This window comes from Actinocrinis sp. (assembly GCF_035653575.1).
GTDB lineage: Bacteria > Actinomycetota > Actinomycetes > Streptomycetales > Catenulisporaceae > Actinocrinis.
Genome location: NZ_DASRBQ010000027.1, coordinates 53,370 through 67,347, shown reverse-complemented (window position 1 = coordinate 67,347; position 13,978 = coordinate 53,370). Strand labels below are relative to the sequence as shown.

12 protein-coding genes are annotated in these 13,978 nt (G+C 72.1%); 2 read left to right on the top strand and 10 right to left on the bottom strand.

From position 1 onward, the window contains the following. Positions 1–12: 12 nt before the first annotated feature. The 6 genes from VFA06_RS04860 to VFA06_RS04835 form a co-directional block, all read right to left on the bottom strand. Positions 13–789 carry an SDR family oxidoreductase gene (locus tag VFA06_RS04860; protein ID WP_324839177.1) on the bottom strand — a complete coding sequence of 259 codons (777 nt, stop codon included), beginning with the start codon at positions 787–789 and terminating at the stop codon, positions 13–15. A gap of 17 nt (positions 790–806) precedes the next feature. Further along, positions 807–1,535 (bottom strand): SDR family NAD(P)-dependent oxidoreductase, encoded by a 729-nt coding sequence (locus tag VFA06_RS04855; protein WP_324839176.1) that lies wholly within the window; start codon positions 1,533–1,535, stop codon positions 807–809. 30 nt (positions 1,536–1,565) lie between these two features. After that, on the bottom strand, positions 1,566–1,826 hold the full coding sequence (locus tag VFA06_RS04850; RefSeq protein WP_324839175.1) for a hypothetical protein: 261 nt from the start codon (positions 1,824–1,826) through the stop codon (positions 1,566–1,568). 29 nt (positions 1,827–1,855) lie between these two features. Next, positions 1,856–2,872 (bottom strand): RNA polymerase subunit sigma-70, encoded by a 1,017-nt coding sequence (locus VFA06_RS04845; protein ID WP_324839174.1) that lies wholly within the window; start codon positions 2,870–2,872, stop codon positions 1,856–1,858. A gap of 53 nt (positions 2,873–2,925) precedes the next feature. Then, positions 2,926–3,669, bottom strand: coding sequence for a class I SAM-dependent methyltransferase (locus tag VFA06_RS04840; protein WP_324839173.1), 744 nt, complete (start codon positions 3,667–3,669; stop codon positions 2,926–2,928). Positions 3,670–3,756: 87 nt separating this feature from the next. Continuing rightward, the gene (locus VFA06_RS04835; RefSeq protein ID WP_324839172.1) at positions 3,757–4,782 is read right to left on the bottom strand and encodes a hypothetical protein; all 1,026 of its coding nucleotides are present in this window, start codon (positions 4,780–4,782) and stop codon (positions 3,757–3,759) included. A gap of 161 nt (positions 4,783–4,943) precedes the next feature. Here VFA06_RS04835 and VFA06_RS04830 point away from each other — a divergent pair, with 161 nt between their 5' ends. Then, positions 4,944–7,604 carry a LuxR C-terminal-related transcriptional regulator gene (locus tag VFA06_RS04830; protein WP_324839171.1) on the top strand — a complete coding sequence of 887 codons (2,661 nt, stop codon included), beginning with the start codon at positions 4,944–4,946 and terminating at the stop codon, positions 7,602–7,604. 41 nt (positions 7,605–7,645) lie between these two features. Here VFA06_RS04830 and VFA06_RS04825 read toward each other — a convergent pair whose 3' ends face one another. The 4 genes from VFA06_RS04825 to VFA06_RS04810 all read right to left on the bottom strand — a co-directional run bounded on the left by VFA06_RS04825 (position 7,646) and on the right by VFA06_RS04810 (position 10,930). Beyond that, positions 7,646–9,049, bottom strand: coding sequence for an NAD(P)(+) transhydrogenase (Re/Si-specific) subunit beta (locus VFA06_RS04825; protein ID WP_324839170.1), 1,404 nt, complete (start codon positions 9,047–9,049; stop codon positions 7,646–7,648). Then, positions 9,046–9,384: an NAD(P) transhydrogenase subunit alpha gene (locus VFA06_RS04820; RefSeq protein WP_324839169.1), complete on the bottom strand. Its 339-nt coding sequence runs from the start codon at positions 9,382–9,384 to the stop codon at positions 9,046–9,048. Before VFA06_RS04820 ends, VFA06_RS04825 begins: the two co-directional genes overlap by 4 nt. After that, positions 9,381–10,598, bottom strand: a complete 1,218-nt coding sequence (locus VFA06_RS04815; RefSeq protein WP_324839168.1) for an NAD(P)(+) transhydrogenase (Re/Si-specific) subunit alpha — start codon at positions 10,596–10,598, stop codon at positions 9,381–9,383. The genes VFA06_RS04820 and VFA06_RS04815 overlap by 4 nt, the downstream gene beginning before the upstream one ends. A 65-nt stretch (positions 10,599–10,663) precedes the next feature. Continuing rightward, the gene (locus tag VFA06_RS04810) at positions 10,664–10,930 is read right to left on the bottom strand and encodes a DUF1876 domain-containing protein (RefSeq protein ID WP_324839167.1); all 267 of its coding nucleotides are present in this window, start codon (positions 10,928–10,930) and stop codon (positions 10,664–10,666) included. 241 nt (positions 10,931–11,171) lie between these two features. Here VFA06_RS04810 and VFA06_RS04805 point away from each other — a divergent pair, with 241 nt between their 5' ends. Then, positions 11,172–13,961, top strand: a complete 2,790-nt coding sequence (locus VFA06_RS04805) for a cation-transporting P-type ATPase (protein ID WP_324839166.1) — start codon at positions 11,172–11,174, stop codon at positions 13,959–13,961. The last annotated feature ends 17 nt before the right edge of the window (positions 13,962–13,978 follow it).

Below are 13,978 nucleotides of genomic sequence, written 5' to 3'. Positions count from 1 at the left end.
CTTCGCGCGCTGTCAGCGCAGTTCGTGCAGGCCCGCGCCGCTGAGCCGGTAGGCGGGGGCGAGGCGGTCGGCGTCCGCCTGGGCGAGTTCCAGCAGTGCCTTGCCCGCGGTCTGCGGCGTCAGCGGATCGCCGAGCTGCCGCAGGTAGTCCGCGACGGGCAGTTCGGCGCGTTCCGCGTAGGCGTTCACCGCGGCGAGGCCCAGCTCGGTCGCGGGTGTGAGCTGAGGCAGTACCGCGGTGAACGCGATTCCCAGCTCGGCGCGCCGGGCTTCGTCTTGGGCGTATCCGGTGATGAAGCGCTGGGTGGCCTTCGCTCCCGCGTATCCGCCGCTGAGCGGCGATCCGTTCAGCGCGGCGCCGCTGCTGACCACGATGACGCGGCTGCCGGGCGACAGTGGCTTGAGCAGCGCCTCGCGCAGCCAATGGAACGCGATCCGGACGTCGGCGTTCCAGTTGACCGAGAACGACTCCCAGGTCAGTTCGTGCAACGGACCGATCGCGGGCCTGGCACCGGCCACCACGATCACGTTGTCCGGCCGGTGACGGTCGATCAGAATGCCGGGGGTCGCGGCGTCGGACGCATCGGCGACCTCCGGCGTGATGCCGCCGGTCGTCGCGGCGAGTTCGGCAAGGGCCGGGGCGGTGCGGGCCACGGCGACGACGGGCGCGCCGGCCTCGGCGAAGGCGACGGCGATGCCGCGGCCGAGTCCGCTGCTGGCCCCGACGACGAGCGTGGTGCGCTCGGAGACTGCGTTCGTGGAGACTGCGTTGTTGGAGACTGTGTTCACGATGTCCTCCTTGTTTGTCAGCCCTGGACTGCTACGGACCGCACGGCGGCGGCGTTCTGCCGCTCAAGCGCCTTGATCGCGCCGCCGCGCCACGCTTCGGCGATCGCCGCGGACACGGGGTCGGGGAAGATCTCCTCGTCGCCGGCGCGGACGCCGTCGAGAATCGCGCGCGCGACGGCGGCCGGGTCGGTCTTCGGGATGTCCCAGTCGCGGATCATGTCGGTGTCTACGGGTCCCGGCAGGACCACGTGCACGGTCACGCCCTGGTCGGCCAGCAGGGCGCGGAGCGACTGCGACATGGAGAACGCGGCCGCCTTCGAGGCCGCGTAGGCCGGGGTGACCGGGACGGTCGCGAGAGCCGCGAGCGACAGCACGTTGACGACGGCGCCCCGCGACTGACACAGCGCCGGCAGGAACGCGTGCGTTACCGCGTGCGTGCCGAACAGGTTGACCGCCAGGTGCTGCTCTAGGGCGGCGCGCTCGCCGAGGTCATCGACGAGCGCGATGCCGGCGTTGTTGACAAGGACGTCGAGAGACTCGATGCGTTCGGCAGCTGCCTGGATCTGCGCCGCATCGGTCACATCGAGCGGCACGGTCGTGACCCGGGTGTCCGGGTGGCTCAGGGGCTGACGGGTGGCGGCGTACACGCGCCGCGCCCCGCGCCTTAGCGCCTCTTCGACCAGGCTGCTTCCGAGTCCTCGATTCGCGCCGGTCACCAGGATGGTCTTGTCCGCAAGGCTTGTCACAGCGGGTCCTATCCGTTGGATTCGGTGGGGTCACTCGTGTGACGCGCGCCGGCGCGAACAGTCATCGGTCGGCACAGATCGCGCCGCCAGGGAGAGAACCAGCGGCGCGGAGCCTGGATTGCGCAGGCGCCGCACCGGCAGTCCGGCGAAGGTCAGGATCGCGCCGGCGGCGAACCTGGCGCGCTGCCCGCTGCGGCATTCGACTTCCAATTCGCCGCGCTCGACGATCACCAGCGCGTCGGCCCAGTCCGCGGCGGCGTAGTCCGCGGCGCCGCCGGGATCGATCCGCACCGTCCACCGCCGGACCCGGTCGCCGGGCATCACCCGGCGGGGTTCAGCGAGGGGGCCAGATCGAACGCGTCGAAGAGTTCGGGCTGCGCAAAGAGCGCGATCTCGGCGATGGCGTCCCCGTCGACCCGGAGCACCCCGATGGCGAACGCGCGGTACGCGTCGTCGCCTGGCCGCCGCCAGTACAGGGCGAAGGCCGGTTGGCGGTTGGCCGCCGTGGGTCGCAGCAACCAGCCGGTGCCCATCTCTCCGAATACGTGCTCTGCGATGAACGCCCCGATGTCCCCGCGCCCCGAGAACCAGGTGGTGCCCGGCGGCATGATCAGCCTGGCGTCGTCGCGCAACAGCCCGACCAGCGCCGTGACGTCGCCGTCCGCCCAGGCCGTGATGAGGCGGTCCAGCGCCTTGCGCTCCGCGGCGGTCGGGTTCGCGCGCCATTCGGCGCGGCGCCGCGGCAGGTGCGTGGCCAACGTCGCGTGTGCCCGTTGCAGAGCACTGTTGACGGCCGCCTGGCTCAGGTCCAGCACGGCCGCCGTGTCCTTGACCGACCAGTCCAGCGTGTCGCGCAGGATCAGGACGGCGCGCTGGCGTGCCGGCAGCCGCTGGATCGCGGCGAGGAAGGCGAGCTCGATCGTCTCCTTCGCGGTGACCAGGGCCTCCGGCTCGTCGCGGGCCGAGGCGGGCGGGTCGAGCAGTCGGTCCGGATACGGTTGCAGCCACGGCAGGTCGAGCCCGGCCAGCTCGTAGCGACGCGGATCGGCCGGTCCGGCGAGATCAGTCGGCCAGGACCGGGCCTTCCTTCGCCGTAACGCGTCCAGGCACGCATGGGTCGCGATGCCGTACACCCATGCCCGAAACGACGCGCGCTCGGCGTAGGAGTCGAGGCGGGTCCACGCCCGCAGAAACGTCTCCTGCACCGCGTCCTCGGCGTCTTCGATCGAGCCGAGCATGCGGTAACAGTGGATCTGCAGCTCACGCCGCAGCGGCTCGATAACGCGCGCGAACGCGGTCTCATCCCCGGCGCGCGCCTCCGCCAACACTTGGTCCATACCTAATGTGACGTACCGAGCGCAGCCGAGTCATCGGTACCGAACGGAGCGGACTACTGGTCCTCGCGCAGCCGGTAGACCGAGACGTGCGAGGACGAGGAGGCGGTGAAGGCGCCTGCGCTCCAGTCGCCGTGCCTCGACTCGAGTTCGAATCCCGCGATCTGCGCCATGAGATCCAGCTCCGCGGGCCAGATGTAGCGGTGCGGGCTGCGGGAAAGCCTGGCCTGCTCGCCCTCGTCGAACCGGAAGTGATGCGAGACGATCCGCTGGTTGACCACGTCGAAGGTGTCCATGCCCAGGTAGCCCGGCTCGTCGTGGAAGACCACGACCTGCGCGGCCGGCGGACGCGGCGGCAGTTGGGGCACCCACAGTTCGATCACGAACCGGCCGCCGGGCAGCAGATGCCGCGCGGCGTTGCGGAAGCACTCGATCTGCTCGGCCTGGGTGAGCAGGTTGGAGATCGTGTTGTAGACCAGGTACACCAGCTGGAAGCTGCCCGGCACCCGCGCGGTCGCCATGTCTCCGACGACGACCGGGATCGTCGACTCGTCGGCCTTCGACCGCAGCTGGCCGATCATCGGCTCGGACAGTTCGATGCCTGCCACGGGCACGCCCCGCCGGGACAGCGGTACGGCCACCCGGCCGGTTCCGATCGCGAACTCCAGCGCGCGGCCGCCCTCGGCGAGCTGCGCGAGACGTTCTACGGTCGGCCCGAGGACCTCGGGCGCGAACATGCCCTCGTCCTCGCTGTCATAGCGCTCGGCGGCATCCTGGTCCCAGATCTCATCCTGACGCACAACCGGAATGATCTCCGCCGGCGGTGGCGGCGTCCACCGAATTGCGGGCCGCGGGGCGTGCGGTCCCGGCGTTCGACCGGCGCTGGGTCAGTGCCCTGGTTCGCCGTAGTTGAGCGGGAGGGCCTGGAGCCGATTGAGCGGGATGCCGACCAGCACGAGGTAGCGCGAGAGGCTTTCGGGGATGATCCCGGTGCCGGTCGGGTCGAACAGCTGGTTGTACGGGTCGACTCCGCCGTTGCCGGCCTCCAGCGGGCGCGGGTCCTCGGCCTGGGTGACCAGGGCGCCGGCGGTGTCGGTGAGCACCAGGCCGTATTGCTGCATGGCGCGGGCGATGGTGCGCGCGGCCGGGTCGATCAGTGTGTTGACGTTGAACGTCGGGTCGAGGCGGAACCGCTGGCCCTCGCAGGGGATGTCCGCTCCCGGGGTGTTGCCGTCGTCGCGGGTGGCCGGCCAGGAGAAGCAGTTCGCCTGCGTGCGCACGGTCTCGAGGTTGATGGCGTGGTCGATGTGCCCGCGCCGCAGTTCGTCGGCGCGGATCAGGTACGCCCCGAACGGCAGGCCGGAGGCGGAGGCGCCGAGCGGGTTGGTGAAGGTGCCGGGGTTGGTGCTGTAGTGCTCGATCTTGCCGCCCCAACAGGCGGACCAGTGCCCGTTCGCGTCCTGCTGGGCTCGCCAGAAGTCCCAGTAGGTGTCGGTGGAGGGCTGGTAGATCGCGACGGACGCGTCAGTTCTCTGCGATACCAGCAGGCCGGGCGGCGTGGGCACGGAGGCGAGCGAGTCGGCGATCACCGGGGCGAGCTGCGGCAGATTCTGGCAGTCGGAGTACGTCCACTGCGTGCGCGGCGTGTCCGGGCCGACGTAGTAGATCGGTGCGGAGTAGGTGTCGGTGTTGATCGCCCACAGGCCGCCGTTGTTCTGCTTGTCCTGGATGAGGTTGTTGACGATCGCCTGCGAGTTGGGTGCCAGCGGCACGTTGGCCGGCAGCGGGGTGTTCCACGGGCCGGTGGCCGCGAATCCGTTGTCGGGCGCGGGATTGACGGCGTCGGCGCGTGCGGCCGCGCTGGATCCCTGTGCGGGCAGAATGATCGAGAGCGCGGCTGCGCCACTGACCATCCAACGGGCGGAACGCGCTGGTTGACGCACGGCGTTTGGTCCCTTCGTGTCAGAGTTCGGATCCGAGGATGGGCCAGGTGCGCGCCGGCGTCGAGAGTGGCGAGTACTCAACGCCGCAAGCGAGACCACTCACACGCGGCGGACGGGTACGCTGCGCCGGTATGAACCCCTCTGCGACGCGCCCGATCGACGCCGCAGCGGGCTTGGCTTTGGCTGGTCAGTGGCCGTTCGTTGGTCGCATCGTGGAGACGGCGACCCTGGAACGGATACTGGTCGGCGACGCCGCAGTTAAGGGGGCGGTCGTCTGCGGTCCGGCGGGTGTTGGCAAATCCCGGCTGATGCGACACGTGGCGGCTCGGTACGAAACCGCGGGCAACGCGCCGTGGTTTCTGAGGGGCTCCGACTCGACGCGGCCTGAAACCTTCAGCGCGCTCGGTGTTGCTCCAGGCGGGTCGGGCAGTGCGCAGGGCGGGTCGGCCGTTTCTCCTAACGCTGACTCGCCGCGGCTGCTCGTCCTCGATGATGCGAATCTGCTCGACGACGTCTCGGCGCTCGTCGTCGAGCAGTGGTTGACCGCGGGCCGGGTGCGCCTGCTCGCCACGGTGCGCGCCGGAGCTCACCTTCCAGACGCGCTGCGTGCGCTGCTCGCGGCAGGGCTGCTCGGCCGCGTCGACCTGGATCCGCTCGGGGAACACGAGGTGACCGACCTGCTGGCCGGCGCGCTGGGCGGCGAGGTCTCCCCCGGGACGACGCGCGAGATTCACCGGCTCAGCGCGGGCAATCCGCTGTTCATCAGGGAGCTGTTGCTGGACGCGGCGTCGGCCGGCACGTTGCGGCGCGCCGAGGACGGGTTCTGGCGGCTCGAGCGGATCGCCGGCAACTCAAGCGGCCTTATGCAGCTGCTGGAAGGGCGCCTGACCGGGCTGAGCGGTCCGCAGCGCGCCGCACTCGAACTGGTGGCCCTCGCTCCGGGGGTGGGCCTGCGGCTGCTGCTCAGCCTGGTCGAACGGCCAATCGTCGAGGCCTTGGAGCGGCGCGGCCTGATCGAGGTCGAGCGGACGGATCGGCGGCTGCCGACGCGCATTTGCCACCCGCTCTATCGCGAGCTGATCGCCCGCTCGACCCCGGTTTCGGCGCGGCTGGGTTACGCGCGGCAGTTGGCTGACGCGCTTGAGGCCACCGGCCTGCGGCGGGGCGAGGATCTGCTGCGCTGGGCGGTGTGGCGACTGGAGGGCGGCGGGGCGCCCGATCCGGAGAAGATCGCGGCCGCGGCCAGACGTGCGGCCGCCGTGCGCACCGAAGCCGGGCTACGCGAGCGTGTCGCTGCGGCGGCGTTCGAGTACTGCCGTGACGTGGGCAACGGCCTGCTGCTGTACGAGGCCATGGTCGACGCGGGCCGCTTCGAGGCCGCGCGCGTCTTGCTGAACTCACTCGGCGAGCTGGCCTCATCCGACCTGGAGCGGGCGGCGCTGGCTGCGGCGCACGCATCCTGGATCAGCTGGATCACCGGACGGCTCGACCAGGGCCTGGCCATCCTCGAGACCGCGGTCCGCACGGTCGCGCAGGCGCAGCCGGCAGCGCAACTCGCGGCACACCGCGGCCTGCTGCTCGCCGTCTGCGGCAGATTCGACGCCGCGGTCGGCGAACTGGAGCCGCTGCTCGACGCGCCGTGGCCGGAAGTGCGCGGCTTCGCCGCAGCCGGTGCCGCGATGGCATACCCGATCCTGGGCGACTTCCGTGCCGGGCTGCGCGCCTTCGACCTGACCATCGCCGAACGCCGGCAGCATGATGACGCAGGGGCCGCCGCACCGTCGCTCGTCGCCTTTGCCGCGCGCGCGATGAGTGACTTCGGGGATCCGCAGGCGGCTCTCGCCCGCGTGCGGGCCGCGCTCGACGACGCGCTCGACCGCGGCGACTTGGTCGGCCAGGCCTGGGCTCGGGCGGGGCTGGCCAGCGTGTGCCTGGGTGCCGGGGATCTGCCTGCGGCCACCGCTCAAGCCGCCGAGGCCGCGCGGCTGTTCGAGAACGCACCGCACGACCCCAACGGCCGCCTCTGGTGCCTGGCCACCGGCCTGTCCGCGGTGGCGCAGCGCGGTGATCGGGTACAGGCGCGGCGGCTGGCCGAGGTCATCTCGTCCATGCCCGTGCCGACGCAGTTGCGCGCGCTGGGCACCGAAGTGGTCCGCGCCTGGTCCTGGCACGACTGCGCCTGCGGAAACGCCGAGAAATCCGGGAAGCAGCTGGAGCAGGCGGCCCACGGCTGGACCGACGAGGGCATGGTCGCGCCCGCCGTTCTGGGCGCGCTGGATCTGTTCCGGCTCGGCTTTCCTCAGGCGGCGGCTCGGCTGCTGGACCGGGTCACGCTCCCCGCCGACTGGCCCTTGGGCGCCTGCATACGCCGGCTGATCGACGCTATCGGCAAGCCAGCCGCGCTGCGCGAGGCGGCTGACGCACTGCACGCGCTCGGTTTCACCCTCTACGCGGCCGAGGCGTATGCAGCGGCCGCGCTGGCCACCGGAGAAAGGCCAGGTGGTCGCGCCGCTCGTGACGCGCGGACGGCCTCACGCGCGTTGGTGCTGGCCGCCGAGTGCGATGCACGTACGCCGCTGCTCAGCCGGCTCGGCCCGCTGCGCACCCTCACCTCGCGCGAACGGCAGATCGCCGGGTGCGCCGCGGACGGCCTGAGCAACCGTCAGATCGCCGATCAGCTGCGGCTCTCGGAGCGGACGGTCGAAAACCACCTCGGACACATCTACGGCAAGCTCGGCGTGGCAGGGCGCGCCGAGCTTGCCGTAGCACTGCGCCGCGGATCGACCAGCTAGCCGAGAAGCCTGGCCGCTCGCGGCGCGGCCTTCGTGCAGTGTTAGGAGCCGACCAGCGTCTTGACGGCCGCGGCGAGCCCCGCAAGGGCCTTCTTGGCGTCGCTGAAGAGCATTCCGGTCTTCGGGTCCGTATACAGCTCGTTGTCGATGCCCGCGTAGCCGTGGCCCATCGACCGCTTGATGACCACGACGCTCTTGGCCTTGTCGACGTCGAGGATCGGCATGCCGGAGACCGCGTTGCCGGGGCGGCGCGCGGCCGGGTTCGTCACGTCGTTCGCGCCCACCACGAGCACGACGTCGGCGCGGGGGAACTCGGTGTTGGCCTCTTCCATCTCCTTCAGCTGCGGATAGGGCACGTTGGCCTCGGCCAGCAGGACGTTCATATGACCTGGCATCCGGCCGGCCACCGGGTGGATCGCGTAGTCCACCTCGACGCCGTGGCGCTCGAGCAGTTCGCCGAGCTCGGCGGCCTCATGCTGCGCCTGCGCCGCGGCCAGGCCGTATCCGGGCACGAAGATCACCTTGCTCGCGTAGGCCAGCTGGATCGCGACGTCGTCGGCGGTCACCTCGCGCACGGAGCCCATGCCCGCGGTGACCGGGGCCGCGGAGTCGCCGGTGCCGAAGCCGCCGGCCACGATGTTGCCGATCGAGCGGTTCATCGCGTCGGCCATCAGCTTGGTCAGGATGCTGCCGGACGCGCCGACCAGCGCTCCCGCGGTGATCAGCATGGTGTTCTCCAGCACGAAGCCGGCCATCGCGACGGCGGTGCCGGTGAAGGCGTTGAGCAGTGAGATCACCACCGGCATGTCGGCTCCGCCGATCGGCAGGACCATGGTCACGCCGAAGCCGAGGGCGGCGACGGTCATCAGGATCAGCGCCGCGGTGCTCTTGGGCTGCGCGATCAGCCACACCGCGGCGCCGGTGAACACCGCCGCAATCAGCGGGTTGGCCAGGCGGGAGCCCGGGAAGACCAGCGGCCGGCCCGGGATCAGGCCCTGCAGCTTCCCGGCCGCGATGAGCGAGCCGGTGAAGGTGACGCCGCCGATGACGATGTCCAGCGCGCCGGTCACCGCGACCCGCGGGATGACGTGCGCGGAGCGCACCAGGTCGTCGATCGCCAGCAGCGCCGCGGCGCCGCCGCCGACCGCGTTGAAGATGCTGACCAGCTGCGGCATGGCGGTCATCTGCACGGTACGCGCGGAGTAGAGGCCGGCGCCCGCGCCGCAGACGGCTCCGGCGACGAGCACGGCCCAGCCGGTGCCTGTGATGGTCTTGTCGTGCACGATCACCACGACGGTGGTCACCACGGCGACGATCATTCCCGCGGCGGAGACCTGGTTGCCGCGCCGGGCCGTGGCCGGGGAGTTCATCAGGTGCAGGCCGAGTACGAAGCCGACGGCCGCGGTGAGGTAGATCAGCCGGACGACGGTGTCGAAGACGCTCACCGGGGACCACTCCCGTCGCCCCGCGCCACGGCGCGCCTGCCGTCGGCGGCGGCCGGCCTGGAGCGGAACATCTGCAGCATCCGGTCGGTGACGAGGTACCCGCCGGCCACGTTCATGCCGGCGAAGGCCATGGCGAAGAAGGCCAGCACGTATCCGAGCGGCCCGTGCACGCTCGCCGCTATCAGCATCGCGCCGACCACGACGATGCCGTGGATGGAGTTGGCTCCGGACATCAGCGGGGTGTGCAGCGTCGCCGGCACCTTGCTGATGACCTCGAAGCCGACCAGCAGGCTCAGGACGAACACGGTCAGATCGGACAGCAGGTCGGCGCTCATGCGGGGCCTCCGGTTTCGATGGGCTGGCGAGGGGTTTCCGGCGCGGCGCCGGCGAGCGCGGCGGCGCCGTGCGGTTCCGGGTGGGTGAACGCGCCGTGGTGTCCGATCACGATGGCGTTCTGGATCTCGTCCTCGAGGTCGACCGTCAGGGCGCCGTCGTGGACGAACAGCGCGGCAGTGGCGGCGATGTTGCGTGCGTAGGCGGCGGACGCCGCGGCGGCCATCGAGCAGGGCAGGTCTCCGGCGCCGATCAGGGTGACCCCGTTCTCGACGGTGAGGGTCTGTCCTGCTTCGCAGCCCTCGACGTTGCCGCCGTACGGTCCGGCGGCCAGGTCGACCACGACGGAGCCGGGCCGCAGCGCCTTGAGCGCGTCCCGGGTGACCAGGACCGGAGGCCGGCGGCCCGGCACCTGCGCGGTGGTGATGACGACGTCGAACTCGGCGATGCGTGCTTGAAGGGCCGCCTGCTGCGCGGCGCGCTCGTCGAGGGACAGCGCCCGGGCGTAGCCGCCTGCCGCGCCGCCGTCGGCGACCGCGGCGCCGAGGTCGAGGAACCGCGCGCCGGTGGAGCGCACCTCGTCGGCGGCTTCGGGCCGGATGTCGTATCCGGTGGCGATCGCGCCGAGCCGCCGGACGGTGCCGAGAGCGGACAGGCCGGCCACGCCCGCGCCGAGCACGAGGACGCGGGCCGGCTGCGCGGTTCCGGCCGCGGTGGTGAGCATCGGGAAGAAGCGTTCGTAGGTGGCTGCGGCGAGCAGGACGGCGCGGTATCCGGCGATGTTGGCCTGGGAGGTCAGCGCGTCCATCCCCTGCGCCCGGCTGAGGGTGCGCGGCAGCAGGTTGAGGCTGGCCACGGTGACTCCCGCGCGGACCCAGGCGTCCATCAGGGTTTTGTCATCGAGCGGGTCGAGCAGCCCCAGGATCGCCTGGCCTTCGCGAAAGCCGGCCGCGCGGTCGCCGACCGGTGCGCGCACGCACAGCAGGAGATCCGCGCGGGCGTCCAGTTCCGCCGCGCCGACGATGGCCGCGCCCGCGTCGGCGAACGCGTCGTCCGGTGCTTTCGATGCGGCACCGGCGCCGCGCTCGACGAGGACCTCGGCGCCGCACGCGCGCAGCCGCGCGATCGTCTCGGGTACGGCGGCGACCCGCCGCTCGCCGGGTGCGCTCTCCTTCATGACGCCGACCTTCATGCCGCCGATCCGCACGGCCGTCATTGCTCTTCACCTTCCGTTTCAGGCTGCTCGCGGGTGGGTCTGTGCCGGGCGGCTCGGGCAGATGGTCAGCTGCGCAGCCCGGTCGGGTGGACTCCGACTCCTTCGAGGTCCTCCGCGGCGGTGCCGATCAGCTTGCGGCCGAGGTCGACCAGCGCCCGTCCGACGGCGAGCTCGTCGCCGATCTCCGGGACGTCGCCCTCGCCCGGGTGGCAACGGGCGACGCCGTTGCCGTGCAGCGTGTTCTCCCCCGTGCTGAGCACCACGTCGGCCCGCGTCTGGCCGTCCTGTTCGAACAGGAACACCTCCGCGTGCCACTTCCTGGTGTGCAACATGGCGATCGCCTCCTGGATCCGCACGGCGCGGCGCCTCGGTGCGCCGGCCCATTCCGGCGCACCGTCAGACCGGCCGCGCCCGATAGCACTGCCTGATTCGACTGTCCGGCGGCCAGGGCGGCACGGTCAGGGCCGCAGGTCCTCTCGGACGCGGGCCCGCCGGCCCTGGGGACGCGGCCCGGCCGGGTCAAGCCTGGGTCTGAATGACGCGCGGCGGACCTGTCCGAACGGAGCCGAGCCGATGGCGCAGCCGACCCTGAGACCCCGTCACCCCGCGGCCGGAGGCCAGGCGGTGCAGCAGGTCGCCGCGGATCCGCGCGAACCGCTCGGCGCCCTGTTCGCGGATCTGGGCAGCTCGCCCGACGGGCTGTCGGAGCGGGAGGCGGCGCGCCGGCTGATCGCGTACGGACCCAACAGCCTGATCCGGCGCGGCGGGCGGCGCTGGCCGGGCGAGCTTGCGCGGCAGTTCACCCACCCGCTCGCGCTGCTGCTCGCCCTGGCCGGCGTGCTGGCGGCGGTCACCGGCACGCCGAATCTCGCGGCGGCGATCGGCGCGGTGATCGTGCTGAACGCGATCTTCGCGTTCGTGCAGGAGATGCAGGCCGAGCGCGCGGTCGAGGCGCTGGCCGCGTTCCTGCCCGAGCAGGCGCGGGTGGTGCGCGACGGCCGGCAGCTGGAGGTCCCGGCCGAGCAGCTGGTCCCGGGGGACCTGGTGCTGCTCGACGAGGGCGAGCGAGTGTGCGCCGACGCCCGGCTCTGCTCCGGCAGCCTCGAAGTGGACCTGTCGGCAGTGACTGGGGAGTCCGTGCCCGTATATCGGGCGGCCGATCTGCAGGACGCTGACGGGCCGTTGCTTTACAGCCGGGATCTGGTGTTCAGCGGCACCGTGTGTACCGCAGGCCAAGCGCGGGCCGTAGTGACCGCCACCGGCATGGCCACCGAGCTCGGGCGGGTGGCGGCGCTGAGCCAGCGGGTCAAGCACGACGAGAGCCCGCTCGAACGCCAGGTCAAACGTGTCGCGTGGTTGATCGCCGCGGTCGGCCTCGGGGCCGCGGTCGCGTTCCTGCCGCTCGGCCTGCTCGCCGGCCTCTCGCTCAGCGCCGCGGTCAGCTTCGCGATCGGCCTGCTGGTGGCGAACGTCCCGGAGGGCCTGCTGCCCACGATCACGCTGGCGCTGGCCGTGGGCGTGCGCGATCTCGCCAGGCGCGGCGCGGTGGTCAAGCGGCTGTCCGCGGTGGAAACCCTCGGCTCGACCACGGTCATCTGCACCGACAAGACCGGGACGTTGACCGAGAACCGAATGACGGTCACCGGGACGTGGACCCCCTCCAGTTCGTCCCGATCCGCCGCGACCGCTGCCGCAACAGCCAATCCGCCGGACGCACCGTCCGTCCTGCACGCCGCGGCGCTGTGCACCACCGCGGTGCTGGAAGGCGGACCGGACCGACCGGCCCTCGGCGACCCGACCGAGCTGGCGCTGCTCGAGGCGGCGCTCGCCGCCGGCGCCGCGGTCGACTCCTCCGAACGCGACGCGCGGCGCTGCGGCCTGTTCCATTTCGATCCCAGGCTCAAGCTGATGACCACCGCGGACCTCGCCGCGCCGACGCGGCCGCCCGGCGCGGGCAATACGGCCGCGGCTGCGTGGGTCGCGCACACCAAGGGCGCCCCCGAGGTGGTGCTCGAGCGGTGCGGCTTCGTGCTCGACGGCGGCGTGCGCAGGCCGCTGACCGGAGGCGATCGCGCGGAGGCCGCGCGCGCCGTCGACCGCTGGGCCCGGCGCGGCCTGCGCGTCCTCGCGATCGCCGACCGCCCCGCCGCTCCGGGCGAGCCGGTTCCGCACGAGCGCGACGCGGTCGAGCGGAACCTGTGCCTGCTGGGCCTTGTCGCCCTGCTGGACCCGCCCCGGCCGCACGTCGCCTCGGCGATCGAACGCGCGCACGGCGCGGGCATTCGCGTGCACGTGGTCACCGGCGACAACGGCCTGACCGCCGCCGAGATCGCCCGGCGAGTCGGCATCGGCGGCGCCCGGCCCGGCGTCGTCTCGGACGGCGCGCTGGAGTCGATGAGCGAGACAGAGCTCGACGAACTGCTCACCTCGCCCCGGGAGCTCGTCTTCGCGCGCAGCGCCCCGGAGGCGAAGCTGCGCATCGCGGACGCCCTGCGCGACTTGGGCCAGGTGGTCGCCATGACCGGCGACGGGGTGAACGACGCGCCCGCGCTGCGCCGCGCCGACATCGGCATCGCGATGGGCCGCTCCGGCACCGAGGTGGCCCGGCAGGCCGCCACCATGGTGCTGACCGACGACGACTTCGCCAGCATCGTCGCGGCGATCGAGGCCGGCCGCCGCGCCTATGACAACGTGCGCAAGTTCATCACCTACATCTTCGCGCACCTGCTGCCCGAGCTCGTGCCCTTCGTGGTGTTCGCGTTGTGCGGCGGGGCCGTCCCGTTGCCGTTGACCGTGATGCAGATCCTCGCCATCGACCTGGGCACCGACACGCTCCCGGCGCTCGCGCTCTCCCGCGAACCGGCCGAGCCCGGAATCATGGAACGCCCCCCGCGCAGACGCACCGACGGCGTCATCGACAAGGCCCTGTTGATGCGCGCATGGGGCTTCCTAGGCGTGATCTCAGCGAGCCTGGTCATGGCCGCGTACTTCGTCACCCTGCTGCGGGCGGGCTGGCATGCTGGCGCCGCGGTGGGCGCGGGAACGCCCTTGCATCGCGCCTACCGGCAGGCCACCACGACGGCGTGGCTGGGCATCGTGGCCTGCCAGATCGGCGCGGCCTTCGCGGTGCGCACCGACCACGCCTCGCTGCGCGCCGTGGGCGCTTTGTCGAACCGGCCGCTGCTCGCCGGGATCGGCGTCTCGCTGCTGTTCGCCGCGGCGTTGATCTACCTGCCGCCGCTGCATGCCGCCTTCGGGACCGCGGCGCTCGGCCCGGCGCAGCTGGCCACGGTGGCCCCGTTCCCGTTCCTGGTGTGGGGAGCGGACGAACTGCGCAGGTACCGGCGCCGCCGCGCCCGGTGAGCGGCAGGTCGGTACGA

Bases quoted from the DNA above. Each gene is read 5' to 3' on its own strand.
- VFA06_RS04845 (WP_324839174.1), bottom strand. From the start codon at position 2,872: ATGGACCAAGTGTTGGCGGAGGCGCGCGCCGGGGATGAGACCGCGTTC.
- VFA06_RS04835 (WP_324839172.1), bottom strand. From the start codon at position 4,782: ATGGTCAGTGGCGCAGCCGCGCTCTCGATCATTCTGCCCGCACAGGGA.
- VFA06_RS04830 (WP_324839171.1), top strand. From the start codon at position 4,944: ATGAACCCCTCTGCGACGCGCCCGATCGACGCCGCAGCGGGCTTGGCT.
- VFA06_RS04820 (WP_324839169.1), bottom strand. From the start codon at position 9,384: ATGAGCGCCGACCTGCTGTCCGATCTGACCGTGTTCGTCCTGAGCCTG.
- VFA06_RS04815 (WP_324839168.1), bottom strand. From the start codon at position 10,598: ATGACGGCCGTGCGGATCGGCGGCATGAAGGTCGGCGTCATGAAGGAG.
- VFA06_RS04810 (WP_324839167.1), bottom strand. From the start codon at position 10,930: ATGTTGCACACCAGGAAGTGGCACGCGGAGGTGTTCCTGTTCGAACAG.
- VFA06_RS04805 (WP_324839166.1), top strand. From the start codon at position 11,172: ATGGCGCAGCCGACCCTGAGACCCCGTCACCCCGCGGCCGGAGGCCAG.